Below are 25,989 nucleotides of genomic sequence, written 5' to 3' on the forward strand. Positions count from 1 at the left end.
GGCATCAGGCCGCGAGTTCTTTCCTGACAATCTCCGCACCCGCGCTCAACGCACTCAACTTCCCATTCGCAACCCGACGCGACAACGGCGCCATCCCGCAATTCGTGCACGGATACAGCTTGTCGGCATCCACAAACTTAAGCGCCTTGCGCAAGGTATTGGCCACTTCCTCCGGCGTCTCGATGGTATCGGTAGCCACGTCAATCGCGCCCACCATCACCTTCTTGCCACGAATAAGCTCAATCAGATCGATGGGCACATGCGAGTTGTGGCATTCCAGCGAGACGATGTCGATGCTGGATTGCTGCAGCTTGGGGAACGACTCCTCATACTGGCGCCATTCGGAACCCAGCGTCTTCTTCCAGTCGGTGTTGGCCTTGATGCCGTAGCCATAGCAAATATGGATGGCGGTTTCGCACTTGAGGCCCTCGATTGCGCGTTCCAGGGTGGCGATGCCCCAGTCGTTCACTTCGTCGAAGAAGACGTTGAACGCAGGCTCATCGAATTGGATGATGTCGACGCCGGCGGCCTCCAGTTCGCGGGCTTCCTGGTTCAGGATCTTGGCGAATTCCCAGGCCAGCTTTTCGCGGCTCTTGTAGTGGGCGTCGTACAGCGTGTCGATCATCGTCATGGGGCCAGGCAGCGCCCATTTGATGGGTTGCTTGGTTTGTTGACGCAGGAACCTGGCGTCTTCGACGAACACCGGCTTTTGGCGGCTGACGGCACCGACGACGGTCGGGACGCTCGCATCGTAGCGATCGCGGATCCGGACGGTTTCACGCTTTTCGAAATCGACGCCGCTCAAATGCTCGATAAACGTGGTGACGAAATGCTGACGGGTTTGTTCGCCATCGCTGACGATGTCGATGCCTGCATGTTGCTGTTCTTGCAGCGCCAGGCGCAGGGCGTCTTGCTTGCCTTCGACCAGCTCCTGATCCTGCAATTTCCAGGGCGACCAGAGTTTTTCGGGCTGGGCCAGCCAGGAAGGTTTCGGCAGGCTGCCGGCGGTCGACGTGGGCAGTAGTTTCTTCATGATCAGTGTTCCGTGTGTTGCGAGTGATTAGAGAGCGGAATTGGCGGCCCAGGTGTCGAGCACGTTCTTGTAGGGCTTGATGAAGTGCTCTTCCGTGAACTTGCCTTGCTTGACGGCCAGTTGGCTGCGCTCTTCCCGGTCGTAGACGATCTGCGTCAGGGAGTAGTCCTGGTTCTTCAGGCTGGGGCGATAGAGATTGCCGGCCGCGGAATTGGCGTTGTAGATCTCGGGGCGGTAGATCTTCTGGAACGTTTCCATCGTGCTGATCAGGCTGATCAGCTCAAGATTGGTGTAGCGGCCCAGCAGGTCGCCCTGGAAATAAAAGGCCAGGGGTGCGGCGCTGCCCGGCGGCATGAAATAGCGAACCTGCAGGCCCATTTTCTCGAAGTACTGATCGGTGGAAGAGAATTCGTCTTGCCGATATTCGACCCCCAGGATGGGGTGCTGGTTTTCAGTGCGGTGGTAGGTCTTGCTGCTCGATGCGCTGATGCAGATGACCGGCGGCTTGCTGAACCGCTTCTTGTAGGCGCTTGAATTCAGAAAGTGCTTGAACAGCTTGCCGTGCAGATCGCCGAAATCGTCGGGGATGCTGAACGTGGATTTATTGTTGTTGTGTTCGGGCAGAACCACGCTGAAGTCGTAGTCGCGCACGTAAGAAGAGAAATTGTTCCCTGCAATGCCCTCGATACGCTCGTTGTTTTTCTTGTCGACGATGTTGGTCTGCAATATCTCGATCAGCGGAAAAACATTGCTGCCGCCTTCGGCGCCGATGTTCATTTCTGCGGAAATGATCTCGAGTTCGACCGCGTAGCGGTCCCCCGTCGGGTTGTCCCAATGCGCCAGGCTATTGAAGCGCCTGTCGATCATCCTCAAGGTGTTGCGCAGATTTTCCTGGCGGCTCGTTCCGCGGGCCAGATTGGCGAAGTTGGTCGTGATGCGCGTATTGTCCGACGGCTGATAATTCTCGTCGAAACGAAGGCTCTTGATGGTGAATGTGAAATCGTTGCTCATGGCGGTGGGCGCGTGGATGTTGCGAAATGGTTTGCTTGGGGTTAAAGCCGGCTCTTGAACGGGCGCGGCGCGCGGGGCGTTCAGAGGGCGTATGTTGGGTTGGACGGCCCTGTAGCGGCCGCCTGGCCGGCTACCTGGGCCAAGTCTTGCTTCAGGCTGCGACCGCGTCCTCCGCGGCGGCAGTGCTGAGATGGCGCGTCAGTTCGACCAAGGGCAGTGCCCGGTGGATCGCCAGCCGGGCCCGCTCGATCAGGGCTTCGTTCTGCAGGCGGTAGTCGGCGAAATCCTTGTCGGTCGCGTAGACGCCCAGCGGCAAGGTGCGCGCCTGGAAAAAGCTGAACAGCGGCCGCAATTGATGGTCGATCACCAGGGCATGGCGTTCGCTGCCGCCGGTGGCGGCCAGCAGGACGGGCTTGTCGATCAAGGCGTCCTGATGAATGAAGTCGAAGAAGTGCTTGAACAGGCCCGTGTACGAGCCGCGGAAGACCGGCGTCGCCACCACCAGGACGTCGGCTTGTTCGACCGCGCAAAGCTCCCGCTCCACCGTGTCGGGCAGGTGCGAGCGCCAGACCGCGCCAGCAAGTTGCGGCGCGAGTTGACCCAGTTCCACCAGGTGTTGTTCGCAGGGGACTTCGTCGGCGATCAGGTCGAGCAGGTGCTCTGCCAGGGCGGCGGACTTGGAGGGGCGTTGCAATCCGCCGGAGACTGCTACTAGACGGAGTGGACGTGTCATTCTGGATTTCATGAAAAGGAATCTGCGCGCCGCTGAGGCCTTGCCGTATGCGTGCGTGCCGCCGAAACGCGCGGAGGAGCCCGCGCATTCAAAGTTTGATCGGTGGCAAGGGCCGCTCGATCGTTTGCGAACAATCAATGGAAGCGGATACTAGGGGAGGGGAGTGATGAAGTAAAATGGTTTTATTTCACAAATCCATGAGCGAGATTCATCTGAATGCTTGAACGCATCCACCTCAGCATCGTTCAGCAGGTCGAAAAGCAGGGGTCGTTGACGGCCGCCGCGGGCGTGCTGAGCCTGACCCAGTCGGCCCTGAGCCACAGCATGAAGAAGCTGGAGCAGCAACTGGGCACCGACGTCTGGCTGCGCGAAGGTCGAAGCCTGCGCCTGACGCAGGCCGGCCAGTACCTGCTGGCGGTGGCGAACCGCGTGCTGCCGCAACTGGACCTGGCCGAAGAGCGCCTGGGCCAGTTCGCGCAGGGCGAGCGCGGTGCGCTGCGCATCGGCATGGAATGCCACCCCTGCTACCAGTGGCTGCTGAAGGTGGTGTCTCCTTATCTGGCCGCATGGCCGGACGTGGATGTCGACGTCAAGCAGAAGTTCCAGTTCGGCGGGATTGGCGCGCTCTTCGGTTTTGAGATCGACCTGCTGGTCACGCCCGACCCGCTGTTCAAGCCGGGGCTCAAGTTCGAGCCCGTGTTCGACTACGAGCAGGTGCTGGTCGTGCCCAAGGGCCATCCCCTGGCGTCGGCGGCGTATGTGAAGCCGCAGCAGTTGACCCAGGAAGTGCTCATCAGCTATCCCGTGGACATCGAGCGCCTGGACATCTACAACCAGTTCCTGTTGCCGGCCGGCGTCACGCCCAAGCGCCACAAATCCATCGAAACGACCGACATCATGGTGCAGATGGTGGCCAGCGGACGCGGCGTGGCCGCCTTGCCGCGCTGGCTGGTCGAGGAATACGCGGCCAGGATGGATGTGGTGCCCGTAAGGCTGGGGGTGCGCGGCATCGCCAAGCAGATCTTCCTGGGCGCGCGCGAGGCGGACACCGCCATCGATTACGTGCGAGCCTTCATTGAACTGGCCCGCCAGCCTGCCGCCGCCACTGGCAGTGCGCAGTAAGCCAAGGGATGACGTGAGATCCGGCCTTTCAGCGACGACCGCGCAGATGAAGCCCTTTGACGCCTTGGTGGCGGAAGCCGAAGCGGCCGACGTGAGCGGCTGGGGGTTCGATTGGCTGGCGGGACGGGCCAGCGAGGAACGTCCGCCTTGGGGGTACGCCCGGATGCTGGCGCAGCGGCTGGCCAGCGTGGAGTCGGCGCTGGACCTGGGCACGGGCGGCGGCGAGGTGCTGGCCGAGGCCGGGCGGTTTCCGCCGCGCATGGTCGCGACCGAAGCCTGGCAGCCCAATGCGCAACAGGCGCGCGAGCGCCTGGGCGCGCGCGGCGTGCAGGTGGTGGAGGTGTCTGCCGGCGCGGCGCTGCCTTTCGCCGATGCATCGTTTGCGCTGGTGACGTCGCGCCATCCGGTGCAACTGGATTGGGCAGAAATCCATCGCGTTTTGCAGCCTGGTGGACACTATTTCGCGCAGCACGTGGGGCCGGCTTCGGCCTTCGAACTGATCGAGCATTTCATGGGGCCGCTGCCGGCGGCGCGACAGCTTCGTGATCCGCAGGATGAAGCCGCGGCGGCGCGCGCGGCGGGATTGACCGTGACGGACCTGCGCTTGGCGCGCTGCCGCATGGTGTTCCATGACGTGGGCGCGGTGGTATGGATTCTTCGCAAGTGCGTATGGTGGGTACCGGATTTTTCGGTGTCCGGATACCGCGATGCGCTGCTTGCGCTGGATTGCCGGATGCGCCAGGGGGAGCCTTTCGTGGCGCACGCGACCCGGCACCTGATCGAGGCCCGGCGCTGACGCTTCCAGAACGCACTAGCCTCCGCAAGTCCGCGTAAAAGCGGGCTTTTTTATTGGTGACTGACCATTGATATACTGCCCGATCGAAGCAACAACTAACGGGAGATATTGGATGCGCTCAACGGCCCTTGCGCTTGGCTTGGCGGCAGTTTGCGGTACGTCGGTGGCTGCACAGGACAGCACCCAGACATTGCAGCAGGCCTTGAAGCAGGTGCCGCAGGTGGTGTTGACCGCCCCGCAGGCGATGCAGATCTTCTTTTTGGATGTACAGGCGTGGCGAGGCCTGGAGAAAAGCGGGCCGACCCCGGATGGCATGCGCAGGCTGTCCATCGCGCAGGCGATCACTCCGCTCCAATCCATCGGGTACGGCCTGGACAAGTGGTCCGGCAACGCAAAAATCCAGTTTGATGAGCTTTCCTATTTCGCCGGATTTGGCCAGCCGCCGGGCAACGTCACCTACTGGGGGCTGAAAGACAGCCAATCCGCGGACAAGTTGGTGGATCGCCTGAAGCAGGCCGATTTCAAGGCGGTGAATGGCGATGTGGCTGGCCTGATGGCCAACGGCGAGGCCAACAAGCCGGATATGACCAAGGCCAGCGGACAGGATCCGTGGCGAGGCACGATGGGCATGCCGACCTTTGTGCTGCCGCTGGACGCCGCGCTGGTCCAGGCGCCTGCGGCTGCCGGCATGAAGGTATTGGCCAAACCTTCGCCATCCGTGGCGGACAGCGAGATCGTTGCCGCGGCCGTCGCCGGATTGAAGGACGCCGTGCCTTCGGATGACGCCCGGATCGTGCAGGCGGCCATCATTTCGCCTGTTCTTGGCCTGCAAGGCGTGGACCCGGCCAAGGTGCTGTCCGGCTCGCCGGGGGATATGGAAGCCGCGAAGCAGAAACTTCAAGCCATTGCCGAATCGAACGGACGGGGCATCCCGCCGTACTTTGCGGGCGTCATCGCGGACGTGCAGCGCAAGAACGCGCCCGCCGTCGTGATTTCCCTGTCCTACGCGGATTGCGCCGCCGCCCAGCAAGCCGTCGATGGCGTTGGCGCCGCATGGAAGCAAAGCATGGCCGGCGCGGTGCAAGCCGAGGTTTCCGGACGCACCGTCCAGGCGGGCAAGCTTTGCGCAGCGGTCGTGAGCCTGACTGCGCCGCAATCAGACAAACCCGCCAACCCCGCCAACCCGATCCTGACCCAGATCATGAACCGCTACATGCAGCGCGACTTCACCGTTCTGCAGATCGGGGCGTCGCGCTGAGCATGGCTCGACCACGGGGCAGGCCACAGAAGCCCGGCGTGCCCCCATTCCAACATGTGTTCATAGCCGTCTCATGACCAACTATCCCCAACTTTTCAGTCTGCAGGGCAAAGTCGCCGTCGTGCTGGGCGCCGCGTCCGGCATAGGCCAGGCCTCGGCGCATGCGCTGGGCGCGATGGGCGCCTATGTGATGTGCGCCGACCGCGACGAGGGCGGCGCGCAGGCCTGCGCGCAACAGATCATCGACGGCGGCGGTTCGGCCGGCTGGATGCAGACCGATGCCGCCAGCGGCGAGGCCATCGGGGCATTGGCCGCCAGGGTGCTGGAAGAACAGGGGCGGGTGGACATTGCGGTGTCGACGCCGGCGCTGAACATCCGCAAGCTGATCGTCGACTACACGGAAGAAGAGTTCGACCAGGTGGTGAACCTGAACCTGCGCGGCGCCTTCCATTTCATGCGCCACTTCGGCCGGCCGATGATGAACCAGGGCGCCGGCAGCATGATCCTGTGCTCGTCGATGCGCGCCGTGACGATCGAGCCCGGGCTGGGCATCTATGCGGCCACCAAGGCTGGCATCGAGCAGATGGTGAAGGCGTTCGCGGCCGAGGTCGGCAGCTACGGCGTGCGCGTGAACGCGGTCATGCCCAGCATCATCGAGACCCGCCTGACCGAGCCGCTGAAGGAACGTGCCGACATCTACAACACGTATGCCGGCCATACCGTGCTGAACCGCTGGGGCCAGCCGTCCGAAGTGGGCGCTGCGGTCGCGTTTCTGGCGTCGGACGCCGCCAGCTATATCTCGGGCAGCAGCCTGGCGGTGGATGCGGGATGGACCGCCATCGACGGGCCTCCCACCGGGCTGACGCAGACGCGGCCGTCAAGATAGGCGCATTGCCGTTCAGAGGCGCGAACAATTGCATGGAGACTTTCTTATCTGTGCAACGTGATGCGCACGCTCGACGCGCTGGATGTGGAAGCGTCGCGGGTCAAAAAGAAATACGACCCTAACCTGACGCCCGGCCGGCGCACCGGACCCGGACGATCCGTATTTATCCCTGACGGGCCATGATGCTCAGCGCCACCGCCTCCGCAATCTTGATCCCGTCCACCCCCGCCGACAGAATCCCGCCGGCATAACCCGCGCCTTCGCCCGCCGGGAACAAGCCCTGCGTGTTGATGCTTTGCAGCGTCTCGTTGTCCCGCTTGATGCGTATCGGCGACGAGGTCCGCGTTTCCACGCCCGTCAGCACGGCCTCGGGCATGTTGAAGCCCTTGATGGTCTTGTCGAAAGCCGGCAAGGCTTCGCGGATGGCGGTGATGGCGAAGTCGGGCAGGGCGGTGGCCAGGTCGGTCAGGTGCACGCCCGGCGTGTAAGAGGGCAGGACGGCGCCGAATTCGGTCGAGGCCTTGCCTTCCAGGAAGTCGCCCACCAATTGCCCCGGCGCGCTGTAGTTGCGGCCGCCCAATTCGAAGGCCTGGGATTCCCATTTGCGCTGGAAGTCCACGCCGGCCAGGACGTGTTCGGGGTAGTCGACCTCGGGTGAGATGCCCACGACGATGCCGGCGTTGGCGTTGCGTTCGTTGCGCGAATACTGGCTCATGCCGTTGGTGACGACGCGGTTGGGCTCGGACGTGGCCGCGACCACCGTGCCGCCCGGGCACATACAGAAGCTGTAGACGGAGCGCCCGTTGCTGGCGTGGTGGACCAGTTTGTAGTCCGCGGCGCCCAGGATCGGGTGGCCGGCGTTGGGGCCGAAACGCGCACGGTCGATGAGGGATTGCGGGTGTTCGATGCGAAAGCCGATGGAGAAGGGCTTGGCTTCCATGAAGACGCCCTGGTCGTGCAGCATCTGGAAGGTGTCGCGCGCGCTGTGGCCGATCGCCAGCACGACGTGGTCGGTCTCGATGTGTTCGCCGTTGGCGAGGGTGACGCCGGTGACCTGGCCGTTTTCGCGATGCAGCGTTTCGACCCTGCTGGAGAAGCGCACTTCGCCGCCCAGCTTGGTGATGGTGTCGCGCATGACTTCGACCATGCCGACCAGGCGGAAGGTGCCGATGTGGGGCTTGCTGACGTACAGGATTTCTTCCGGCGCGCCGGCCAGGACGAATTCCTTGAGCACCTTTTCGCCGTAGTGCTTGGGATCCTTGATCTGGCTGTAGAGCTTGCCGTCCGAGAACGTGCCGGCGCCGCCTTCGCCGAACTGGACGTTGGAGTCCGGGTTCAGGATGCGCTTGCGCCATAGGCCCCAGGTGTCCTTGGTGCGTTCGCGCACGGCCTTGCCGCGTTCCAGGATGATGGGCTTGAAGCCCATCTGCGCCAGGACCAGCCCGGCGAACAGGCCACAGGGGCCGGTGCCGATGACGACGGGACGCTTGGCCAGGGCGGCGGGCGCCTGGGCGACGAATTTGTATTCGGTGTCGGGGGACGGCTTGACGTTGCGGTCGTCGTGAAAGCGCTTGAGCAGCGCGGCTTCGTTTGCGACGTCGATATCCAGCGTGTAGATCAGCAGGATATTGTGTTTCTTGCGCGCGTCGTAGCTGCGCAGGAAGATGGTGTAGCCGTTCAGGTCGCTGGCCGGGATGCCCAGCTTTTTCAGGATTGCGGCGGGCAATTCCTCGGACGTGTGGTTCAACGGCAGCTTGATTTCAGACAGTCGCAACATGCTTTGGTCCAGACAGATGGGCGAGCACAACGTCGCCAAACGCGGATTGTACTGGACCGCGGCATGCGGCCGGCCTTGCCGTCAGGGGTGTGCGTCCCCCTTGCGCCACCATGCATTCCCCGCCTGTGGCGACGCCATGTCCACGCGCTCTCCCATTTCGGGCGTGGCCAGATCCACGCCGTTTTCCCGCGCCAGCGCGGCGATGCGCTCGAACGGCTGTTGCCAGGGATGCAGCGCCAGGTCGAAGGTGCCGTTGTGGATGGGCAGCAACCATTTGCCGCGCAGGTCCTGGTGCGCCCGCAGGGTTTCTTCGGGCTGCATGTGCACGAAGGCCCAGCGCTCGTCGTAGGCGCCCGTCTCCATCAGTGTCAGGTCGAAGGGGCCAAAGGCGTTGCCGATGGCTTTGAAACCGTCGAAATAGCCGGTGTCGCCGCTGAAGAACACGCGCAGTTCCGCGTCCTGGATGACCCACGAGGCCCACAGGCTTCGGTCGCCGTCGGTCAGGCCGCGGCCGGAAAAGTGCTGCGCCGGCGTGGCGGTCAGGCGCAGGCCGTCGACGTCGGTGGATTGCCACCAGTCCAGCTGTTCGACCTTGGCGGCGTCGATGCCCCAGGCGATCAACTGGTCGCCCACGCCCAGGGGCGCGATGAATCGGCCGGTCTTGGCGGCCAGCTTCGTGACCGCGGCGTGGTCCAGGTGGTCATAGTGGTTGTGCGACAGGATGACGCCGGCGATCGGGGGCAGGTCTTCGATGCGGACGGGGGGCGCATGAAAGCGGGCAGGACCGGCCCATTGCACCGGCGAGGCGCGTTCGGAGAAGACGGGATCCGTCAGCCAGTAACGGCCGCGCAGCTTCATCAGGATCGTGGAATGGCCCAGCCGGTAGAGGCTGCGGTCGGGCGCGGCGTCCAGCGCCGCGCGGTCCAGGGGGCGGACCGGAATCTCGATGTCGGGCACGGTTCCGGCGGGCTTGGCGAAAAGGACCGTCCAGGCCAGCTTCACGCCTTTCCAGAAGCCCATCGCCGGGCGCGGGACAGGATTCTGGAAGCGGCCGTCGCGATGTTGCGGGGATTCCGGGTGGCTGGGCAGGGCGGGGCGGCAGATGGCAATGGCGGTCACGGCAAGGATTCCAAGCAGAAGGGGCAGGAGCAGTCGCTTCATGAGGCGAATCAAAAATTACACTACACAGTGTAGTTTCCATTTTCAGAAAAGTACACTGGCCGGTGTAAAATTTCAGTCATGCCGACCAAAGCCCCGGACCTCGCCGTTTCCCGCCCGCCCAGACGCCTGACCGACCGCAAGCGCGAGGACATCGTGCGCGCCGCGGTGGAAGAATTCCGCGTCGCGGGCTACGAGGCGACCAGCATGGACCGCATCGCCCAGGCGGCGGGTGTTTCCAAGCGCACGGTCTATAACCATTTCCCCAGCAAGGAAGAGCTGTTCGCGCTGATGCTGGAACAGCTGTGGGCCAGCAGCGCGGCGAGCGTCGACGTTGCGTACCGGGCCGACGTGCCGCTGGCGCAGCAATTGCGCCAGCTCCTGATGCAGAAGCTCGAGCTGCTTGGAGACGCGAGTTTCATCGACCTGGCCCGGGTGGCCATGGCCGAGATCATCCACGCGCCGGACCGCGCCCAGGACATCGTCTGCCGCATGGACGAGAAGGGCAGCGGCGTGACGGCCTGGATCCAGGCGGCCATCGACGACGGGCGCCTGGCCGAGGTGGACCCTGGTTTCGCGGGCCATCAGCTTGAAGGGCTGGTGAAGAGCTTTGCGTTCTGGCCGCAGGTGACGCTTGGGCAGCCGCCTTTGGCGAAGGCGGAGCGCGAGCGCGTGGCGGATTCCGCGGTGGGGATGTTCCTGGGCTATTACGCGCGGGGCGCCTGAGCGCCATCCGCGCCCGCCGGTTCGCCCGTCTCGCCGCTTGCCCGCGTGTCGCGCAGGCCCCTGCGCAGCCGATGCAGGCGCAGCGCCACATGCAGCTCAAGGAAGCGCCCGTCGTCGCGCCATCCCTTGAGCAGATCGTCGACCACCTCGAGCCGTTGCCGCAAGGTATTGACGTGTATCTGCAGATGGTCGGCCGTGGACCGGGCGTTCTGGGCGTGTTCCAGATAGGCTAGCAGCGTGTCCGCCAGCCCCGTGTTGCGACGCTGGTCGTGGGCGACGAGCCTTCCGACCGTGGCGTCGATGAAGCCCGAGACATCCGCCACCTGCCGCTGCTCGAACAAGAGCGAATACATGGACAGCCCGGCCTCGGCCACCATTTCGCGTGACCGGCCCAGCGCTTTCAGAATGTCGATGCCCCGTTTCAGGGACCGGAAGCCGTTGGGCAGCGCATCCAGCCTGTGCAGGCTGGCCGAGACGACCCCCAGCGTGTCAAGGCGCTCGTCCGTGAGCAAGGTGTCCTGCAGCGTGCGCTCCAGTTGGTCGAAGGCGCTGTCGGCGCAAATGCCGACGATGAAGCCTTCGACGTTTTCCAGCAGGGTTCCACGCGCGATCTGCGCGCGCACCCGGCGCAGCGCATATTCGATGTTCCGTTCCTCTACGCTCAAGACCGCCATGCGCAACGGCTCGGAGAGATCCAGCCCCAAAGGGCTGGCCCGCGATTGCAGCGCGGAAGGGCTCTCTTGCTGCCAGCTCACCAGCGCGCGGATGGTGGCGGCCGATTCGTTGCTCACCACGCGTTCGCTACGCTCTTGCGAGAGCAGGACGACGCCGGCAACCAGCGCGCTGCGTTCGAAGGTGCGGATCTGCGTGGGCGTCAGGGGGCCGTCCGATGCGATCAGCATGGCGCCCAGCAGGCGGTCGGCCCCCATGAGCGCGGCGGCGCGGACGTGGATGCCCGCCCCGTTATCGACCTCTTGCGACCTGCCCGTGCGCCGGCTCGCGGACAGCGCCTGATGGATGGCGTCCTGGGTGGGGGTGTCCTGCAGCAGCACCGCCAACTGGTTGCCGGCGGCGGCCTGCGGATCGCCAGCGCCGGTGCGCTGGATGGGTTGCTCGGCTTCGTCCAGGAGCGCGATGTGGCCGCCGAGCAATGACGCGACCATGTTCATCAGGTCCAGCACGGTGCAGCCGCGCGCCACAAGCTTGGTCATTTGCTCCTGGGCTTCCGCGGCCGCTTCGATTTCCGCGGCCTGGCGATGCAGCGATGCATTGGCTTCACTGGCGCGCTGCAGCGCCACTTGCGCTTCCTGGAAGAGGCGCGCGTTCTCCATGGCGATGGCGGCCTGGGCGGCCAGCGTGGACAGCATCGCGATCTCCCAGGGCGCGTGATGGCGCGGCTGCCGATCGCAGATGCACAGGACGCCGATGCAATGGTTGCCCACCATCAGCGGCGCGCCCAGCAAGGATTGCACGCCTTCGTCCTTGATGGCCAGGTCGATCCCGCGGTCATGCGCGAAGCCGCCGTCCGCGAGGTAATCGCTGCAGTGATACGGCGTCTTGTGCTTGAGGACGTGCCCGCAGATGCCGTGGTCCGGCGGCACCCGGACATTCTTGAAGCGCTCGGAGATCGCGCCGTCGGTGGCCCGGATGTAGAAGTCGTTGCGGACGCGGTCGAAGTTGGTGAGATAGCCGATGTCCGACGCGAAGATCTGCCTTGCGCGGCGGACGATCGCGCCCAGCACGAGCTCCAGGTCGCGGATCGCGGTCAGGTCGTTGACGCTTTCCAGCACCACCAGCAGGCTTTTTTCGCGGCGCTGCTGCAAGGCCTGCTGTTCGCAGATGGCAATGGCAGCACGGATGCTGCCGGCCAGCTGGGCGCGTTCGGCGGGGTCCTGCGTGGCGGCTTCCATGCGGGCCAGCATCTGGTCATAGTCGCGGGCGCCGGCATTGCGCTGGAGCATGACCAGCAGCTCCGATTGCAGCGCGCCGGGATCCCACGCCGGGGGCGCCGCGCCCAGGTTCTCCGCGGACTGGATTGCCGTGGCCTCTTGCGCCGGAAGAGCGGATTCCCGCATGTGCTTCGTCCTTGGAAAAGTTCAGTGAAAACCCTGAATGAACGGGGTGCGCAGCAATGGCGATGTGATTAAGCGACACAAGAACATCCGACACATGTGTTTTTCGTACATGTTCGCCGGCCTTCTTAAACGTCATTATTCACTCACTAAAACATTATCAGTCTGAAGGCTGAGGAGACAAACCATGAAATCGCTAGCCAGATTCCTGGGCGTAGGCGCCGCCCTGCTTGCGCTGTCCGCCACGTCGATGGCGCAGCAAAACCGTCCCGCGGAACTCAAGCTCGGCATGAGCACCTTCATGACGGGTTCGGCCTCGGTGCTGGGCGCGCCCGCGAAGGTGGCGGCGGACATGTGGATCGAGGAGTTCAACGCCGCGGGCGGCATCGATGGCGTGAAGCTCAGGCAGACCTGGATCGACGAAGGGCAGGGCGCGGAAAAGTTCCTGGCCGAATACCGCAGGCTGGCTCAGGAACCCGGCGAAAAGCTGATGCTGTCGGCGATTTCCAGCGGCTATTGCAATGCGCTGGCGCCGGTGGCGGAAGATCTCAAGATCGTCAACATCCTGTGGGAATGCTCCAGCGAGAAGGTGCTGGAAGAGCGGCGCTACCGCTATGTGTTCCGCACCGGTCCGAACGGCACCATGGAAATGGTGGCCGCCGTGCTGCACCTGCTGCGCACCAAGCCCGACTTCAAGACGATTGCCGTGGTGAACCAGGATTACGCATGGGGACGCGATTCCTGGGAGGTCTTCCGCCATACGCTGCAGGCGCTCAAGCCGGACGTGAAGATCGTGGCCGAACTGTTCCCGAAGTTCGGTGCGCCGGATTTCTCCAGCGAGGTGACGCGCCTGCAGGCATTGCGCCCCGACGTCGTGTTGTCGACCGCCTGGGGCGGCGACCTGGACACCTTCCTGCGCCAGGCCTCCCAGCGCGGGCTGCTGAAGAATTCGCAGTTCGTGCTGCCGCTGGCCGACTCGTCGCTGGAGCGGCTGGGCGACGCCGTGCCGCCCGGCGTCATCGTCGGCTTCGTGGGCGATGGCTATTTTGCGGATCCGGAGTTCGCGGGTGACCCCGAAGTGCGCGCGTTCGTGCAGAAGTTCAAGCAGCGCACCGGCGCTTATCCCAACTTTGCCGTGTATCACATGATCCAGGCCCTGAAGGCCGCGACGGGCGCCTACAAGAAGGCGCTGACGGAGAACGGCGGGAACTGGCCCACGCCGGATCAGCTTGCCGCCAGCTTGCGCACGCTGGAATACCGCGGTCTGTCGCGACCCATCCGCATGCGGGAAGACGGCCAGGCGCTGCAGGGCCAGCTCTATGGCGTCACGCGCAAGGACGGTTCGCAGACCTTCCCGGTCGTGGGCGAGCTGTCGTTCTATCCGGCGGACATCGTGGCGCCGCCCGTCGGACAGAAGTCGGTCGACTGGGTCAAGACGCTCAAGCCCGAGCTGTTGCAGAACAGCCAGATCAAGCGCGTCGGCAACTGAAGCCCCGTAGCGGCATATATCTGTCATGGACTTCAATCTGCTCTTGCTGGCGGGCGTGGACGGCGTGTCCTACGCCAGCCTGCTGTTTCTCATCGCGCTGGGCCTGACCTTGATCTGCGGCGTGTTCGGCGTGGTCAACGTGGCGCACGGCAGCCTGTATGCCTTTGGCGGCTACAGCGCCGCCACGCTGCTGGGCTGGCTGGCGCCGCATACGTCGTCCACGCCGTTGATGGTGGCCGCGCTGTTCGTGGCCGCGGCGCTGGTCGGCGGATGCCTCGGGATGTTCCTGGAGCGAGGCCTGCTCCGGCACTTCCAGGATCGCGATCCCGTGCTTCAGCTCCTGGTGACGTTCGCGGCGTTCATGGTGCTGGAAGACCTTCAGCGCATGATCTGGGGGGCAACGCCCGTCAATGCGGGCGAGCTGGCCGCGCGCATGGGGACGACGGAGCTGGTGGGCGTGACGTTCATGAACTACCAGTTGCTGTTCGTGCCGGGCGTGGCGCTTGCGGCCTACGCGGCGCTCCAGTTCCTGTTGAAGCACTCGATAGCGGGCCGCCAGATCGTCGCGGTCATCCACCACCGCGAGGTCGCCACCGCGCTGGGCATCAATGCCTCGCGCGTGGGCATGCTGACCTTCGGGCTGGCCGGCGCCCTGGGGGCGCTGGGAGGCGCGCTCTCGGTCCCGCTGACGTCGTTCGTGCCGGGGCTGGGCGCCGAAATGATCGTGACGTCCTTTGCCGTGATCGCCACGGCGGGCCTGGGCCAGATCACCGGCGCGCTGGTGGCGGCCCTGCTCATCGGCCTGGCCCGGGCGATGGCCGTCTATACCCTGCCTGAACTCGAGGTCGTGATGCCTTATCTCATGATGGTCGCGGTGCTGCTCGTTCGCCCGCATGGCCTGTTTTCCGCCGCCACGGCCCGGAGGATCTGATGCAGCGCTTTCCAATTCTGCCGGCCGCCGCGCTGGCCTTCCTGATGGCGCTCGCGGCCTGCTGGTTCTGGGCCGGGCTGCGCGTGCCGGTCATCGGGTTCCTGTGCGCGGGCCTTGCCGCGCTGGGCTTGACCGTCCTGTTGCGGGCGGGCCAGGTTTCGTTTGGCCACGCGATGTATGCGGCGATCGGCGGGTATGCCGCCGCGTTCACCGCCCGGCTCTTTCCCGGCGCCGACGCGCTGGTCGTCGTGGGGGCCGGCGTGCTGGCAAGCGTATGCGCCGGTACGATCGCCGCCGCGTTCGTCTCGCGCTACCGCGGCATTTTCTTCGGGATGCTCAACCTGGGCATTTCCATGGTGCTGTTCGCGCTGGCCGGCAAGCTGTATGCCTGGACGGGTGGCACGGACGGCCTGCGCTTCGAACGGCCGACGCTGCTGGGCATGACGCTGGACCGCGGCGAATTCGAGTTCGGGGTGCTGGCGCTGGCCCTGACGCTGGCCGTGGCCCTGACCTGGCTGATCCAGCGCTACTTCGAGTCGTCGGCCGGCCAGGTGATGCTTGCCATCCGGACGAACGAAACGCGCCTTGAATACATCGGCGTGTCTGCACGGGCGACGCTGGCGCAGGGCTATGTCATGTCGGCGGCGCTGGTCGGGCTGTCCGGCGCGTTGCTCAGCCTGGAGCAGGGCCTGGTGACGCCGGAAAGCGGCTACTGGATCCGGTCGGGCGAGTACGTCTTCATTGCCATCCTGGGCGGATCCGGCCATGCGCTGGGCGCCTTTTTCGGGGCGGCCGTGTTCGAGACGATCAAGCTGACCGCCGCCGTGTATTTCACCAATGCCTGGCAGATGCTGCTGGGCTTGACGCTCATCGCCGTGATCTTTTTTGCGCCCGGCGGGATGGTGGGCTGGCTGGAACAGGCCCGCGCGCGTCTTGCCGCCGGAGGTGCCCGATGAGCTCGTCCCCTACTGAACTGCTGCGCACCGAAGGATTGACGCTGCGCTTTGGCGGCGTGAATGCGGCCGACCAGATCGACTTCGCGCTGAATCACGGGGAGCACCTGGCGGTGATCGGCGCCAACGGCGCCGGAAAGACCACATTCATCAACATCTGCACGGGCTACCTGAAGCCGTCCAGCGGCAAGGTGTTCCTTGAAGGGGTGGACATCACGCGCCATGGCCCGCGGCAGATCGCAAGGCTGGGGGTGGGGCGGTCGTTCCAGCTTCCCCAGCTATTCCAGGACCATACGGTGCGGCAATGCCTGGAGCTGGCTTCCGCCAGCAGGCAGGGAAAGCTGTCGCGCTGGACCTCGCTGTCCAGCTCCGCCGACCAGAAGGCGGTGGCCGCCATGCTGGAACTGGTGGAACTGGATCGGTATGCGGCGCACCCGACGATGGTGCTGCCCGAAGGCCACCGCAAGTTGCTGGATGTCGCGATCGCACTGATGCTGGAGCCCAAGCTGGTCATCATGGACGAGCCCACCAGCGGCGTGGCCTCGGAGGACAAGCATGGCGTCATGCAGACGCTGATGCGGGCGCTGACGCTGCGCAAGGTCACCAGTTGGTTCGTGGAGCATGACGTGGACATCGTCCTGAAATACGCGACGCGGGTCGCGGCATGGATAGACGGCCGCATCGCCGCCGACAGCGAGCCGCGCAAGGTCTTTGCGGACCCGGTGGTCCGGCGCGAAGTGCTGGGGGTGCGATGAGCCTGCATATCCAGTCGATGAATGTGGACCTGGCGGGGCATGCCGTGCTGCGCGGCGTGGATGTCCTGCTCGAAGCCGGCCAGACCGTGGCGGTGGTGGGCAGGAACGGCGCGGGCAAGACGACGCTGCTGCGCAGCATCATGGGCCTGGCCAGGCTGAAGTCGGGCCGGCTGCTGCTGGACGGCGAGGACATCGCGCAGCGCGCGGCCTTCCGGCGGGCTGCCCAGGGCTTCGGCTATGCGCCCGAGGATCGGGTGATCCTGCCGACGTTGACGGTCGAGCAGAACATCACGCTGCCCTGCGACGTGCTCCGGGTGCCCACGCCGGAAATCCGGCGGCGGCTGGACGCCGTGCTGAACAGCGTTCCGCAGTTGAAGGCGCTGCTGCCGCGCTCCGGCGCCGCCCTGTCGGGCGGCCAGGGAAAGATCGTGGCGCTCGCGCGGGCATTGATGGTGGGCACGCGCTTCGTGCTGCTGGACGAACCGTTCCAGGGCCTGGCGCCGGCATTGGCGCGCCAGTACGGCGATTCGCTGCGCGCGCTGCGGGCCTCTCATCCGCAACTCTGCGTGGTGGTCACCGAGTCGAACGCGTCCTTGCTCGAGGACGTGCAGAGCAGGACGCTGTACATCGAGCGCGGACACGTGGGAACGGCGCTACCCGACGCTCAGGGCGGCGCCGGCCACGGCGAGTCCGCCCTGGAATTCGAGCGCATGGACACGATGTCCATGGGCCTTGCATCGGAGGGAATGAAGTGAATCATGATCTGGCGCAACTACCGTTGGGCGTGGGCCCGCTGCGGGGATTGGTGGTCATCGATGTGACACGGGTCGTGGCAGGCCCGTACTGCACCATGATGCTTGCCGACCTGGGGGCCACGGTGATCAAGATCGAGAACCCGGCCGAGCCCGACTACGTGCGGACCTTTCCGCCGTTCGTCGAGGGGGCGCATGGACAGGCCAGCGCGTTCTTCGCGCAGTACAACCGCCACAAGCTGGGCGTGAGCCTGGACCTGAAGTCGGAGCAGGGGCGGACGCTGCTGCGCGAGCTGGTCGGCAAGGCCGATCTGCTTGTCGAGAATTTCCGCCCGGGAACCATGGCGCGCATGGGGCTGGACTACGAGACGCTCAAGGAGAGCAATCCGCGGCTCATCTACGTGTCGATCAGCGGATTCGGCCAGACCGGCCCCAATGCCAGGCGGCCGGCCTATGACAACAGCGCCCAGGCCACGGGCGGCCTGTGGTCCATCAACGGCGAGAAGGGCAAGGCGCCGCTGCGCGTGGGCACCATCATCGGCGACCTGTCCGCGTCGTTCTATGCGGCGATCGCCGCGCTGGCGGCCGTGATCGACATGCGCAGCTCGGGCAAAGGCCAGCTCGTGGACGTGGCCCAGCAGGATTCGGTGGTTACGCTGACCGAGCACGCGATCGTCAATTACACGGTCGACGGGGTCATCGGTGAGCCCCTGGGCAACGAGCATCCCTTCGTGAAGCCCTATGGCCAATATGCCTGCAAGGACGGCTATGTCTTCTTCGGCGCCTACACGGACAAGTTCTGGGGAGAGGCCTGCCGGCTCTTCGGGGAGCCGGCGCTCATCGACGATCCGGAGATCGCCACGATGGCCCAGCGCTTCGATCCCGATGTCTACGCCAGGCGGGTGCAGCCCATCGTCCAGGGATGGTGCGGGACGCGTACGAAGGCGGAGCTGGAAGCCATCGCCGGCGACATCATTCCGGTGACGCCCATCAAGACCATTGCCGAGGTGGTGGACGATCCCCACCTGAAGGCCAGGGACATGTTCGTGCCGATCGAAGTCGACGGCGCCGCGGTCCAGGCGTTCGGCAGCCCCATGAAACTGTCCCGCACGCCCGTCCGGGCGCAGGGGGCGGCGCCCGGCTTCGGCGAGCACAACGAGATGGTCCTGAAGGGCTGGCTCGGGGTCGCCGCCGCCGACTATGACCGCTACGTGGCCGAGGGAGTCGTCTGATGAGCATTTCCTATGCGGTCAGCGATGCGATCGCGCACATCCGCTTTGACCGGCCCGAAAAGCTGAACGCGCTGACCCTGGCGATGTACGAGGCGCTGGCCCAGGCGTTCGTACGGGCCCACGAAGACCCCGACGTGCGAGTGATCCTGCTGGGCGGAAACGGCGACAGGGCCTTTTGCGTGGGCGCCGACCTGGGCGAGTCCATTCCGGCGTTGGCGGAAGGCCGTTTCGACATATCGGAATGGGACGGGGCGCATCTGAAGCAGGCGGGCTTTCATAAACCCGTGGTGGCGGCGATCAATGGGCTGTGCCTGGGGGGTGGCTTCGAGATCATGCTGGCGGCCGATATCCGGATCGCCTCGGACACGGCCGTCTTCGCCTTGCCCGAGTCTTCGCTCGGCTTCGTGCCGGCGGGAGGCACGCTGGTGCGACTGGTGCGCCAGATCCCGTTCGCGCTGGCCATGGAGCTGATGCTGACGGCAGAGCGTTTTCCCGCGTCCCGGCTTGCCGAGATGGGCCTCTTGAACCGCGTGGTCGCCCCTGGCGAGCTCGAATCCGTGGCGCTCGAGTACGCCCGATCGATCGCCCGGAAAGGGCGCGTGGCCGTGTCGGTCATCAAGGAAGCGGCGCTTACGCTGGGGCATCTTTCCCTGGACGAGGCGTTCCGCCGCGAGGCGCTGCTGGGGCAGCGCGCGTTCACCAGTGACGAAGCCAAAGCGGGCCTGCAGCGTTTCATGTCCCGCGACAGGACGGCCGCCAACAAATCGGGCTGAGCGCCCTGGCCGCTGCCGCCCTTGTTCCCATTGCAAGCCAACCTCATCAATCAGGAGACCTTCCATGGCCGATTCGCGCCTGCCCAATTTTCGCGCTCTTGCTCCCGCCCAGCGCCTGGCGCACGTCGCCAAGGCAACCGGGCTTACCGACGAAGAAATCGCCCTTGTCGCCCAGCCCGGCGCGCTGCCGGCGGCGCGCGCGGATGGCATGATCGAGAACGTCATCGGCACGTTCGAATTGCCCTTCGGCGTGGCCGGCAACTTCCAGGTCAACGGCCGGGACGTGCTGGTGCCCATGGCGGTCGAAGAGCCCTCCGTGGTGGCGGCGGCCTCATTCATGGCCAAGCTGGCGCGCGACACAGGAGGCTTCGAAACCTCCAGCACCGGCCCCATCATGCGCGCCCAGGTGCAGATCCTGGGCATCACCGACCCGTACGGCGCGCGGCTCGCGCTGCTGAAAGGGCGCGACGAGATCCTGGAAGTCGCCAACAGCCGCGACAAGGTGCTGATCGGCCTGGGCGGCGGCTGCCGCGACATCGATATCCACGTTTTTCCCGATACGCCGCGCGGACCGATGGTAGTGCTGCACCTGCTGGTGGACGTGCGCGACGCGATGGGCGCCAATACCGTCAACACGATGGCGGAATCGGTCTCTCCGCTGGTGGAAAAGCTGACCGGCGGGCAGGTGCGCCTGCGCATCCTGTCCAACCTGGCCGACCTGCGCCTGGCGCGGGCCCGGGTGCGCCTGACGCCCGAGATCCTGACGACCCGCGAACGCAGCGGAGCGGAGATCGTGGAGGGCGTGCTTGACGCCTACACCTTCGCGGCCGTGGACCCTTACCGCGCGGCCACGCACAACAAGGGCATCATGAACGGCATCGATCCCGTCATCGTCGCCACCGGCAACGACTGGCGGGCGGTGGAAGCCGGCGCCCATGCCTGGGCTTGCCGCAATGGCCGCTACACCTCGCTTTCCACCTGGGAGAAGGACACCTCTGGCGCGCTGGTGGGCACGCTGGAGATGCCGATGCCGGTGGGCCTGGTGGGCGGCGCGACCAAGACGCATCCGCTGGCGCAACTGTCGCTCAAGATCATGGGCGTGAAGACGGCCCAGGAACTGGGCGAGATCGCGGTGGCCGTGGGCCTGGCGCAAAACCTGGGTGCGCTGCGCGCGCTGGCCACCGAAGGCATCCAGCGCGGGCACATGGCGCTGCACGCCCGCAATATCGCGCTGGTCGCCGGGGCCGTGGGTGATGAGATCGATGCGATCGCCAGGCAGATGGCCGCTGAACACGATGTGCGCACCGATCGCGCCGTCGCGCTGCTGGAGCAGTTGCGCGGGAAGGGACGCTAGGCGGTCTTGCGCTTGGGAAGCCCGCCACGCGGGCCAGCGCAAGATGCTGATGGCGGAGCCGCCGACGTGTCTGTCGTCGGCGGCTCGCGTCAGCGGCTCGGCATTGCCATCAACGCCCGCACCACCGCGGACGGATTGGCGCGCTGAGAACCGCTGCTGCGCATTTCAGAACAGATTCAACGCCTGCGCCACCCACAACGCCAGGCCGATTGCGATACCGATCAGGAGTGTCTTGCGCAGGCCTGCGCCGGCCGGGACCGCGCCAGGGGCAGGGCCGTCCTGGTCTCCTGGGGCGGGCGCGCGATAAGCGCCGGATGCTTCGGTGCGCGCGGCGTTGGGGCTGTCGGTTTCGATGGTGAACGCGGGCTTGGCCTGGCGATCGGCCAATGCGGCGCCCAGGTCGTTGGGGTCCACCCCCGCGCTTCGCAGCATGTTCCACAGGCCTTCCATGCCCTGGCCATTGCGCAGGGCTTCGATGCGCTCGCGCTCGGCGCGCGGCACATCGTCCAGGCTGTCATAGCGTCGGCCGTTCACCGTGACGGCGCCGTTGCGGATCTCGACGTTGAAGGTTTCGCCGTTCTCCGTGCCCGCATAGCTCCAGGTTTCGCTGACCGTCGCGCCGTCGATCGGGCTGTCCAGTAGCGCTTCGATGCTTGCGCGCTGTTCGGGTGTGAGCGCCGTGGTCGAACTCCAGCTTTTTGTGGTGGTCGAACTGCGCCAGGTCTTGGTGTTTTCGGTCATCGTCGAGTCCGTTCGTGTGTCGCGCAAGGGCACGACGCCAGCATCGATGCCGCTCAGGCATCAGCGCCAGGTGTGGACGCGCAAATATACCGAATGCTTTCACCTTGCTGTCAGAAAAACCCGATTTCCCGGGCTTCTTACATTGTCCTTAATGCAAAAGACTTTTCCATGTCAAGAATTTCAATCTGATACGGTTATTTGAGCGGATCAGATGCGTTTAAGAGCGCATAATTCGGGCACCTGCTCTTACGTCCCTTTTCCAAGACCAGGTTTGATCTTCAGCAAGAAAAGAGCGTGTTGTCTCTAGCTCGGCAGTTCGTGTTCCAGGTTTCATGTTCGGTAGCGCGCTAGGACAACTTGGAGTATTCACGGAGATGTCCATGACAGATGACGCACAGCCGCGCCGGCGGTTTCTGCAGGCGATGGCCATTGTGCCAGCGTCCACGTTGGCGGTTGGCGGCCTGACCGCAGGCTGTACCAACGCCGCCGACGGCAAGGCCGCCCAGGCGGCCAACAAGCCCTACGAGCCCACCTATTTCACCAAGGCCGAATGGGCCTTCATCGTTGCCGCGGTGGATCACCTGATCCCCGCCGACGAATACGGCCCCGGCGCGATCGCCGCCGGCGTGCCCGAATTCATCGACCGCCAGATGGAAACGCCCTTTGGCCATGGCAAACTCTGGTACATGGACGGGCCGTTCCACACCGACCAGGTGCCGGAACTGGGCTACCAGCTCAACCAGAATCCGCGCGAAGTCTACCGCCACGGCATCGAGGCCTGTGACGCCTGGTGCGTGAAGACGCACGGCAAGGCGTACGCCGAACTGGACAAGGCCCTGCAGGAACAGATCCTGAAAGACCTGCAGGCCGGCAAGATCGCGTTCGAATCCGTGCCGTCCAAGACGTTCTTCAGCTTCCTCCTTGCCAACACCAAGGAAGGGTTCTTCGCCGATCCGATCTACGGCGGCAACAAGAACATGGTGGGCTGGAAGATGGTGGGCTTTCCCGGCGCGCGCGCCGACTTTATGGACTGGGTCGACCAGCCCAATGTGAAGTACCCCTATGGCCCCGTGTCTATCTCTGGGGAGAAGGGTTAATCATGGCGATCAAGAAAGAGAAAGTTGATGCGGTGCTGGTCGGGTTCGGCTGGACCGGCGCGATCCTGGGCCAGGAGCTGACCGAAGCGGGCCTGCAAGTGCTGGCGCTGGAGCGCGGCGGCATGCAGGACACGCCCAAGGACGCCGAATACCCCAAGGTGATCGACGAGCTGAAGTACTCGGTGCGCGGCTACCTGTTCCAGGACCTGTCCAAGGAAACCGTCACGATCCGCCACGGCGTGGACGACGTGGCCGTGCCGTATCGCCAGAACGGTTCGTTCCTGCTGGGCACGGGCGTGGGCGGCGCGGGCTTCCACTGGAACGGCATGCATTACCGCGTGCTGCCCGAAGAGCTGGAACTGCGCACGCGCTACGAGACGCGCTACGGCAAGAAGTTCATCCCGGAAGGCATGACCATCCAGGACTTCGGCGTGACCTACGACGAACTGGAGCCGTACTTCAGCAAGTTCGAGTACGTCTGCGGCACGTCGGGCAAGGCCGGCAACCTGAACGGCCAGATCGTCGAAGGCGGCAACAAGCTGGAAGGCAAGCGCAGCAAGGAATTCCCGCTGCCCCCGCTGGCCACGACGTACGGCGCATCGCTGTTCGACAAGGCCGCGCGCGAAGTCGGCTTCAATCCGTATCCCACGCCCGCGGCCAATGCCTCGGGCCCGTACACCAACCCGTACGGCGTGCGCCTGGGCCCCTGCAATTTCTGCGGGTTCTGCGAGAACTACGGCTGCTACATGTATTCGAAGGCCTCGCCGCAGACCACCATTCTGCCGGTGCTGCTGAAGAAGCCGAATTTTGAACTGCGCACGCAGGCGCAGGTGATCAAGGTCAACCTGGATTCGACCGGCAAGAAGGCCGTGGGCGTGACCTACATCGACGCGCAGGGCCGCGAGATCGAGCAGCCCGCGGACCTGGTGATCCTGTCGGCCTACCAGATGCACAACGTGCGCCTGCTGCTGCTGTCGGGCATCGGCAAGCCCTATGATCCCAAGACCAACGAAGGCGTGGTCGGCAAGAACTACGCCTACCAGATGAACGGCGCGGTCAACGTGCTGCTGCCCAAGGGCACCCAGCTCAACCCCTTCGTCGGCACCGGCGCGGGCGGCGTGGGCATGGACGACCTGAACGGCGACCAGTTCGACCACGGCCCGCTGGGCTTCGTGGGCGGCGCCAGCATCCGCCACGTGCGCTACGGCGGCCGTCCCATCAAGCAGACGCCGACGACGCCGGGCACCCCGACCTGGGGCACCGCCTGGAAGGCGGGCGTGCAGGACGCCTACCAGCGCTTCATGACCATCGGCATTTCCGGTTCGGTGATGTCCTACCGCGACGCCTACCTGTCGCTCGATCCGACCTACAAGGACGCCTACGGCCAGCCCCTGCTGCGCATGACGTTCGACTGGCACGACAACGAGTTCGACATGCTGGGCTACATGGGCAAGCGCATGGAGACCGTGGCCAAGGCCATGAATCCCGAGAAGCATTTCGTGGCGGTGCGCAAGAAGGGCGCGCGCTACGACACGCGCGTCTACCAGAGCACGCACAACACGGGCGGCGCCATCATGGGCACCAATCCGAAGGAAAGCGTGGTCAACAAGTATCTGCAGAGCTGGGATGTGCCGAACGTGTTCGTGATGGGCGCCTGCGTGTTCCCGCAGAACATGGGCTACAACCCGACCGGGCTGGTGGGCGCCTTGGCCTATTGGGCCGCCCAGGCGATCCGCGACCAGTATCTGAAGAACCCCGGCCCGCTGGTCCAGGCTTAAGGAGACGGAACAATGATTAAGCAGACCATTGTTGCGGCCTTCTCGGCCCTGGTTGCCAGCGCCGCGTTTGCCGCGGACGGCACGCCGGCGTCAAACGATGCGCAGATGATCAAGCAGGGCGAATACCTGTCGCGCGCCGGCGACTGTATCGCCTGCCACACGGCCAAGGGCGGCAAGCCCTTTGCCGGCGGCCTGGGCATCGATTCGCCGCTGGGCATGATCTATTCGACCAACATCACGCCGGACAAGGAAACGGGTATCGGCAATTATTCGTACGAGGACTTCGACCGGGCCGTGCGCCACGGCGTGGCCAAGGACGGACATTCGCTGTACCCGGCCATGCCGTACACCGCGTACGCCAAGGTCACCCCCGATGACGTCAAGGCCTTGTACGCCTACTTCATGCACGGCGTCGAGCCGGTGAAGCAGGAAAACAAGGACACCGACATCATCTGGCCGATGTCGATGCGCTGGCCCCTGACCGTGTGGCGCTGGATGTTCGCGCCCGACGTCGCGACGGCTCCTGTCACGGCCAACCTGAGCGGCGCGGACAAGCAGGCGCTGCTGCGTGGCCAGTACCTCGTCGAAGGCCTGGGCCATTGCAGCACCTGCCACACGCCGCGCGGCATGGCGCTGCAGGAAAAGGCGCTGACGGACGCGGACGGTTCGGCGTTCCTGTCGGGCGGCGTGGTGGAAGGCTGGCTGGCCAAGAACCTGCGCGGCGACGTCACCGACGGCCTGGGCAGCTGGAGCAAGGAAGACATCACGACCTTCCTGAAGTCCGGCCGCAACGGCCATTCGGCAGCCTTCGGCGGCATGGCCCAGGTGGTCGAGGAAAGCACGCAGCACCTCACCGACGACGACCTGAACGCCATTGCGGTGTACTTGAAGAGCCTGCCTCCGGTGAACAAGGACGCCACCAAGCCGCTGGCCTATGACGAGTCCGTGGCCCAGGCGCTGCGCACCGGCAAGGACAAGGGCGACGGCGCCATGGCCTTCCTGAACAACTGCGCGGCCTGCCACCGCAGCACGGGCAAGGGCTACACGGAGACTTTCCCGCAGTTGGCGCTGAGCTCCACGGTGAACTCGGCCGATCCGGCCTCGCTGATCCACATCGTGCTCAAGGGCGCGCAGATGCCGGGCACGGCGTCGGCGCCGACCGCGTACGCGATGCCGGGCTTCGACTGGCGCATGACCGACAAGGAGGTCGCCGACGTGGTGAGCTTCGTGCGGTCGAGCTGGGGCAACAAGGGGGCGGCAGTCTCCGCCGCGGACGTGGCCAAGGTGCGCAAGGATATCGGCGCGGCGCCGCAGCCGGTGCGCGCGCAGTAAGCCGACGCGTCGAGCGGGCGTGTCAGCGCCCGCCGCGACGCCTGACGGCGCCGGAAAGCCCAGGCTTTCCGGCGCCGTTTTTCATGCGCGGGTTTGACAAGGGGCGGGCAAGGGCGCAAGCTGCGGGTCATGTCTTCGACCCGCGCCCCGTTCGCCTTGATTATTTCCACCATCGCACTGATGGTGGGGTAGCGCGCATCCGGACATCGCTACATGAACCCGCCAAGAGG

General features: G+C 65.1%; 24 protein-coding genes. 17 read left to right on the top strand and 7 right to left on the bottom strand.

What is annotated here, in order from left to right; genetic code table 11:
- Positions 1–4: 4 nt before the first annotated feature.
- The 3 genes from ABE485_RS04640 to msuE all read right to left on the bottom strand — a co-directional run bounded on the left by ABE485_RS04640 (position 5) and on the right by msuE (position 2,777).
- Entirely contained in the window at positions 5–1,033 is a 1,029-nt protein-coding gene (locus ABE485_RS04640) for a methionine synthase (RefSeq protein WP_346513808.1), read from the bottom strand.
- A 27-nt stretch (positions 1,034–1,060) separates the two neighbouring features.
- The gene (locus tag ABE485_RS04645) at positions 1,061–2,044 is read right to left on the bottom strand and encodes a DUF1852 domain-containing protein (protein WP_346513809.1); all 984 of its coding nucleotides are present in this window, start codon (positions 2,042–2,044) and stop codon (positions 1,061–1,063) included.
- Between the two features lie 151 nt (positions 2,045–2,195).
- On the bottom strand, positions 2,196–2,777 hold the full coding sequence (gene msuE, locus ABE485_RS04650) for an FMN reductase (RefSeq protein WP_346513810.1): 582 nt from the start codon (positions 2,775–2,777) through the stop codon (positions 2,196–2,198).
- A 216-nt stretch (positions 2,778–2,993) separates the two neighbouring features.
- On the opposite strand from msuE, the gene ABE485_RS04655 reads away from it, so the two are divergent.
- From ABE485_RS04655 to ABE485_RS31220, 5 genes are all read left to right on the top strand, one after another.
- Positions 2,994–3,899: a LysR family transcriptional regulator gene (locus ABE485_RS04655; protein ID WP_346513811.1), complete on the top strand. Its 906-nt coding sequence runs from the start codon at positions 2,994–2,996 to the stop codon at positions 3,897–3,899.
- 46 nt (positions 3,900–3,945) lie between these two features.
- Positions 3,946–4,695 (top strand): class I SAM-dependent methyltransferase, encoded by a 750-nt coding sequence (locus tag ABE485_RS04660; RefSeq protein ID WP_346513812.1) that lies wholly within the window; start codon positions 3,946–3,948, stop codon positions 4,693–4,695.
- A gap of 67 nt (positions 4,696–4,762) precedes the next feature.
- Entirely contained in the window at positions 4,763–5,953 is a 1,191-nt protein-coding gene (locus ABE485_RS04665; protein WP_346513813.1) for a hypothetical protein, read from the top strand.
- A gap of 73 nt (positions 5,954–6,026) precedes the next feature.
- Entirely contained in the window at positions 6,027–6,839 is an 813-nt protein-coding gene (locus ABE485_RS04670; protein ID WP_346513814.1) for an SDR family NAD(P)-dependent oxidoreductase, read from the top strand.
- 57 nt (positions 6,840–6,896) lie between these two features.
- Positions 6,897–7,022 carry a hypothetical protein gene (locus tag ABE485_RS31220; RefSeq protein WP_430795388.1) on the top strand — a complete coding sequence of 42 codons (126 nt, stop codon included), beginning with the start codon at positions 6,897–6,899 and terminating at the stop codon, positions 7,020–7,022.
- Here ABE485_RS31220 and ABE485_RS04675 read toward each other — a convergent pair.
- Together ABE485_RS04675 and ABE485_RS04680 are read right to left on the bottom strand one after the other, a co-directional pair.
- Entirely contained in the window at positions 7,003–8,616 is a 1,614-nt protein-coding gene (locus ABE485_RS04675) for an NAD(P)/FAD-dependent oxidoreductase (protein ID WP_346513815.1), read from the bottom strand. The genes ABE485_RS31220 and ABE485_RS04675 overlap by 20 nt on opposite strands.
- Positions 8,617–8,697: 81 nt before the next feature.
- Positions 8,698–9,777, bottom strand: coding sequence for an MBL fold metallo-hydrolase (locus ABE485_RS04680; RefSeq protein ID WP_346513816.1), 1,080 nt, complete (start codon positions 9,775–9,777; stop codon positions 8,698–8,700).
- Between the two features lie 78 nt (positions 9,778–9,855).
- Here ABE485_RS04680 and ABE485_RS04685 point away from each other — a divergent pair, with 78 nt between their 5' ends.
- Complete coding sequence (locus ABE485_RS04685; RefSeq protein ID WP_346513817.1) at positions 9,856–10,500, top strand: TetR/AcrR family transcriptional regulator; 645 nt, start codon at positions 9,856–9,858, stop codon at positions 10,498–10,500.
- On the opposite strand, the gene ABE485_RS04690 is transcribed toward ABE485_RS04685, so the two are convergent.
- Positions 10,482–12,575, bottom strand: a complete 2,094-nt coding sequence (locus tag ABE485_RS04690) for a helix-turn-helix domain-containing protein (RefSeq protein ID WP_346513819.1) — start codon at positions 12,573–12,575, stop codon at positions 10,482–10,484. The genes ABE485_RS04685 and ABE485_RS04690 overlap by 19 nt on opposite strands.
- A gap of 184 nt (positions 12,576–12,759) precedes the next feature.
- Here ABE485_RS04690 and ABE485_RS04695 point away from each other — a divergent pair, with 184 nt between their 5' ends.
- The 8 genes from ABE485_RS04695 to ABE485_RS04730 all read left to right on the top strand — a co-directional run bounded on the left by ABE485_RS04695 (position 12,760) and on the right by ABE485_RS04730 (position 20,811).
- A complete protein-coding gene (locus ABE485_RS04695) occupies positions 12,760–14,061 on the top strand; it encodes an ABC transporter substrate-binding protein (RefSeq protein ID WP_346513820.1) in 1,302 nt (433 codons plus the stop codon).
- A 25-nt stretch (positions 14,062–14,086) separates the two neighbouring features.
- A complete protein-coding gene (locus tag ABE485_RS04700) occupies positions 14,087–14,992 on the top strand; it encodes a branched-chain amino acid ABC transporter permease (RefSeq protein ID WP_346513822.1) in 906 nt (301 codons plus the stop codon).
- Positions 14,992–15,948, top strand: a complete 957-nt coding sequence (locus ABE485_RS04705) for a branched-chain amino acid ABC transporter permease (RefSeq protein WP_346513823.1) — start codon at positions 14,992–14,994, stop codon at positions 15,946–15,948. Before ABE485_RS04700 ends, ABE485_RS04705 begins: the two co-directional genes overlap by 1 nt.
- On the top strand, positions 15,945–16,700 hold the full coding sequence (locus ABE485_RS04710; RefSeq protein ID WP_346513825.1) for an ABC transporter ATP-binding protein: 756 nt from the start codon (positions 15,945–15,947) through the stop codon (positions 16,698–16,700). Before ABE485_RS04705 ends, ABE485_RS04710 begins: the two co-directional genes overlap by 4 nt.
- A complete protein-coding gene (locus tag ABE485_RS04715) occupies positions 16,697–17,455 on the top strand; it encodes an ATP-binding cassette domain-containing protein (protein ID WP_346513826.1) in 759 nt (252 codons plus the stop codon). The genes ABE485_RS04710 and ABE485_RS04715 overlap by 4 nt, the downstream gene beginning before the upstream one ends.
- Positions 17,452–18,684 (top strand): CaiB/BaiF CoA transferase family protein, encoded by a 1,233-nt coding sequence (locus tag ABE485_RS04720; RefSeq protein ID WP_346513827.1) that lies wholly within the window; start codon positions 17,452–17,454, stop codon positions 18,682–18,684. Before ABE485_RS04715 ends, ABE485_RS04720 begins: the two co-directional genes overlap by 4 nt.
- The gene (locus ABE485_RS04725) at positions 18,684–19,457 is read left to right on the top strand and encodes an enoyl-CoA hydratase/isomerase family protein (protein ID WP_346513829.1); all 774 of its coding nucleotides are present in this window, start codon (positions 18,684–18,686) and stop codon (positions 19,455–19,457) included. Before ABE485_RS04720 ends, ABE485_RS04725 begins: the two co-directional genes overlap by 1 nt.
- Before the next feature lie 64 nt (positions 19,458–19,521).
- Positions 19,522–20,811, top strand: coding sequence for a hydroxymethylglutaryl-CoA reductase, degradative (locus ABE485_RS04730; protein ID WP_346513830.1), 1,290 nt, complete (start codon positions 19,522–19,524; stop codon positions 20,809–20,811).
- 165 nt (positions 20,812–20,976) lie between these two features.
- Here ABE485_RS04730 and ABE485_RS04735 read toward each other — a convergent pair whose 3' ends face one another.
- Positions 20,977–21,552 carry a hypothetical protein gene (locus ABE485_RS04735; RefSeq protein ID WP_346513831.1) on the bottom strand — a complete coding sequence of 192 codons (576 nt, stop codon included), beginning with the start codon at positions 21,550–21,552 and terminating at the stop codon, positions 20,977–20,979.
- Between the two features lie 380 nt (positions 21,553–21,932).
- Between ABE485_RS04735 and ABE485_RS04740 the strand changes: the two genes are divergently transcribed.
- Genes ABE485_RS04740 through ABE485_RS04750 form a run of 3 tightly spaced genes read left to right on the top strand, consistent with a single transcriptional unit; the run spans position 21,933 to position 25,759 of the window.
- Entirely contained in the window at positions 21,933–22,649 is a 717-nt protein-coding gene (locus tag ABE485_RS04740; RefSeq protein WP_346513832.1) for a gluconate 2-dehydrogenase subunit 3 family protein, read from the top strand.
- A 2-nt stretch (positions 22,650–22,651) separates the two neighbouring features.
- Positions 22,652–24,427, top strand: a complete 1,776-nt coding sequence (locus tag ABE485_RS04745) for a GMC family oxidoreductase (protein WP_346513834.1) — start codon at positions 22,652–22,654, stop codon at positions 24,425–24,427.
- 12 nt (positions 24,428–24,439) lie between these two features.
- Complete coding sequence (locus ABE485_RS04750; RefSeq protein ID WP_346513836.1) at positions 24,440–25,759, top strand: c-type cytochrome; 1,320 nt, start codon at positions 24,440–24,442, stop codon at positions 25,757–25,759.
- The last annotated feature ends 230 nt before the right edge of the window (positions 25,760–25,989 follow it).

Source organism: Achromobacter spanius (genome assembly GCF_039673305.1).
In the GTDB taxonomy this organism is placed as follows: domain Bacteria; phylum Pseudomonadota; class Gammaproteobacteria; order Burkholderiales; family Burkholderiaceae_B; genus Achromobacter; species Achromobacter spanius_F.

What these genes read in the sequence shown, in the direction of transcription:
- ABE485_RS04715 (WP_346513826.1), top strand. Translation starts at nt 16,697, where the DNA reads ATGAGCCTGCATATCCAGTCGATGAATGTGGACCTGGCGGGGCATGCC.
- ABE485_RS04655 (WP_346513811.1), top strand. Translation starts at nt 2,994, where the DNA reads ATGCTTGAACGCATCCACCTCAGCATCGTTCAGCAGGTCGAAAAGCAG.
- ABE485_RS04670 (WP_346513814.1), top strand. Translation starts at nt 6,027, where the DNA reads ATGACCAACTATCCCCAACTTTTCAGTCTGCAGGGCAAAGTCGCCGTC.
- ABE485_RS04695 (WP_346513820.1), top strand. Translation starts at nt 12,760, where the DNA reads ATGAAATCGCTAGCCAGATTCCTGGGCGTAGGCGCCGCCCTGCTTGCG.
- ABE485_RS04730 (WP_346513830.1), top strand. Translation starts at nt 19,522, where the DNA reads ATGGCCGATTCGCGCCTGCCCAATTTTCGCGCTCTTGCTCCCGCCCAG.
- ABE485_RS04640 (WP_346513808.1), bottom strand. Translation starts at nt 1,033, where the DNA reads ATGAAGAAACTACTGCCCACGTCGACCGCCGGCAGCCTGCCGAAACCT.
- ABE485_RS04690 (WP_346513819.1), bottom strand. Translation starts at nt 12,575, where the DNA reads ATGCGGGAATCCGCTCTTCCGGCGCAAGAGGCCACGGCAATCCAGTCC.
- ABE485_RS04660 (WP_346513812.1), top strand. Translation starts at nt 3,946, where the DNA reads ATGAAGCCCTTTGACGCCTTGGTGGCGGAAGCCGAAGCGGCCGACGTG.
- msuE (WP_346513810.1), bottom strand. Translation starts at nt 2,777, where the DNA reads ATGACACGTCCACTCCGTCTAGTAGCAGTCTCCGGCGGATTGCAACGC.
- ABE485_RS04705 (WP_346513823.1), top strand. Translation starts at nt 14,992, where the DNA reads ATGCAGCGCTTTCCAATTCTGCCGGCCGCCGCGCTGGCCTTCCTGATG.
- ABE485_RS04710 (WP_346513825.1), top strand. Translation starts at nt 15,945, where the DNA reads ATGAGCTCGTCCCCTACTGAACTGCTGCGCACCGAAGGATTGACGCTG.
- ABE485_RS04680 (WP_346513816.1), bottom strand. Translation starts at nt 9,777, where the DNA reads ATGAAGCGACTGCTCCTGCCCCTTCTGCTTGGAATCCTTGCCGTGACC.
- ABE485_RS04675 (WP_346513815.1), bottom strand. Translation starts at nt 8,616, where the DNA reads ATGTTGCGACTGTCTGAAATCAAGCTGCCGTTGAACCACACGTCCGAG.
- ABE485_RS04645 (WP_346513809.1), bottom strand. Translation starts at nt 2,044, where the DNA reads ATGAGCAACGATTTCACATTCACCATCAAGAGCCTTCGTTTCGACGAG.
- ABE485_RS04750 (WP_346513836.1), top strand. Translation starts at nt 24,440, where the DNA reads ATGATTAAGCAGACCATTGTTGCGGCCTTCTCGGCCCTGGTTGCCAGC.
- ABE485_RS04745 (WP_346513834.1), top strand. Translation starts at nt 22,652, where the DNA reads ATGGCGATCAAGAAAGAGAAAGTTGATGCGGTGCTGGTCGGGTTCGGC.
- ABE485_RS04685 (WP_346513817.1), top strand. Translation starts at nt 9,856, where the DNA reads ATGCCGACCAAAGCCCCGGACCTCGCCGTTTCCCGCCCGCCCAGACGC.
- ABE485_RS04740 (WP_346513832.1), top strand. Translation starts at nt 21,933, where the DNA reads ATGACAGATGACGCACAGCCGCGCCGGCGGTTTCTGCAGGCGATGGCC.
- ABE485_RS04700 (WP_346513822.1), top strand. Translation starts at nt 14,087, where the DNA reads ATGGACTTCAATCTGCTCTTGCTGGCGGGCGTGGACGGCGTGTCCTAC.
- ABE485_RS04725 (WP_346513829.1), top strand. Translation starts at nt 18,684, where the DNA reads ATGAGCATTTCCTATGCGGTCAGCGATGCGATCGCGCACATCCGCTTT.
- ABE485_RS04735 (WP_346513831.1), bottom strand. Translation starts at nt 21,552, where the DNA reads ATGACCGAAAACACCAAGACCTGGCGCAGTTCGACCACCACAAAAAGC.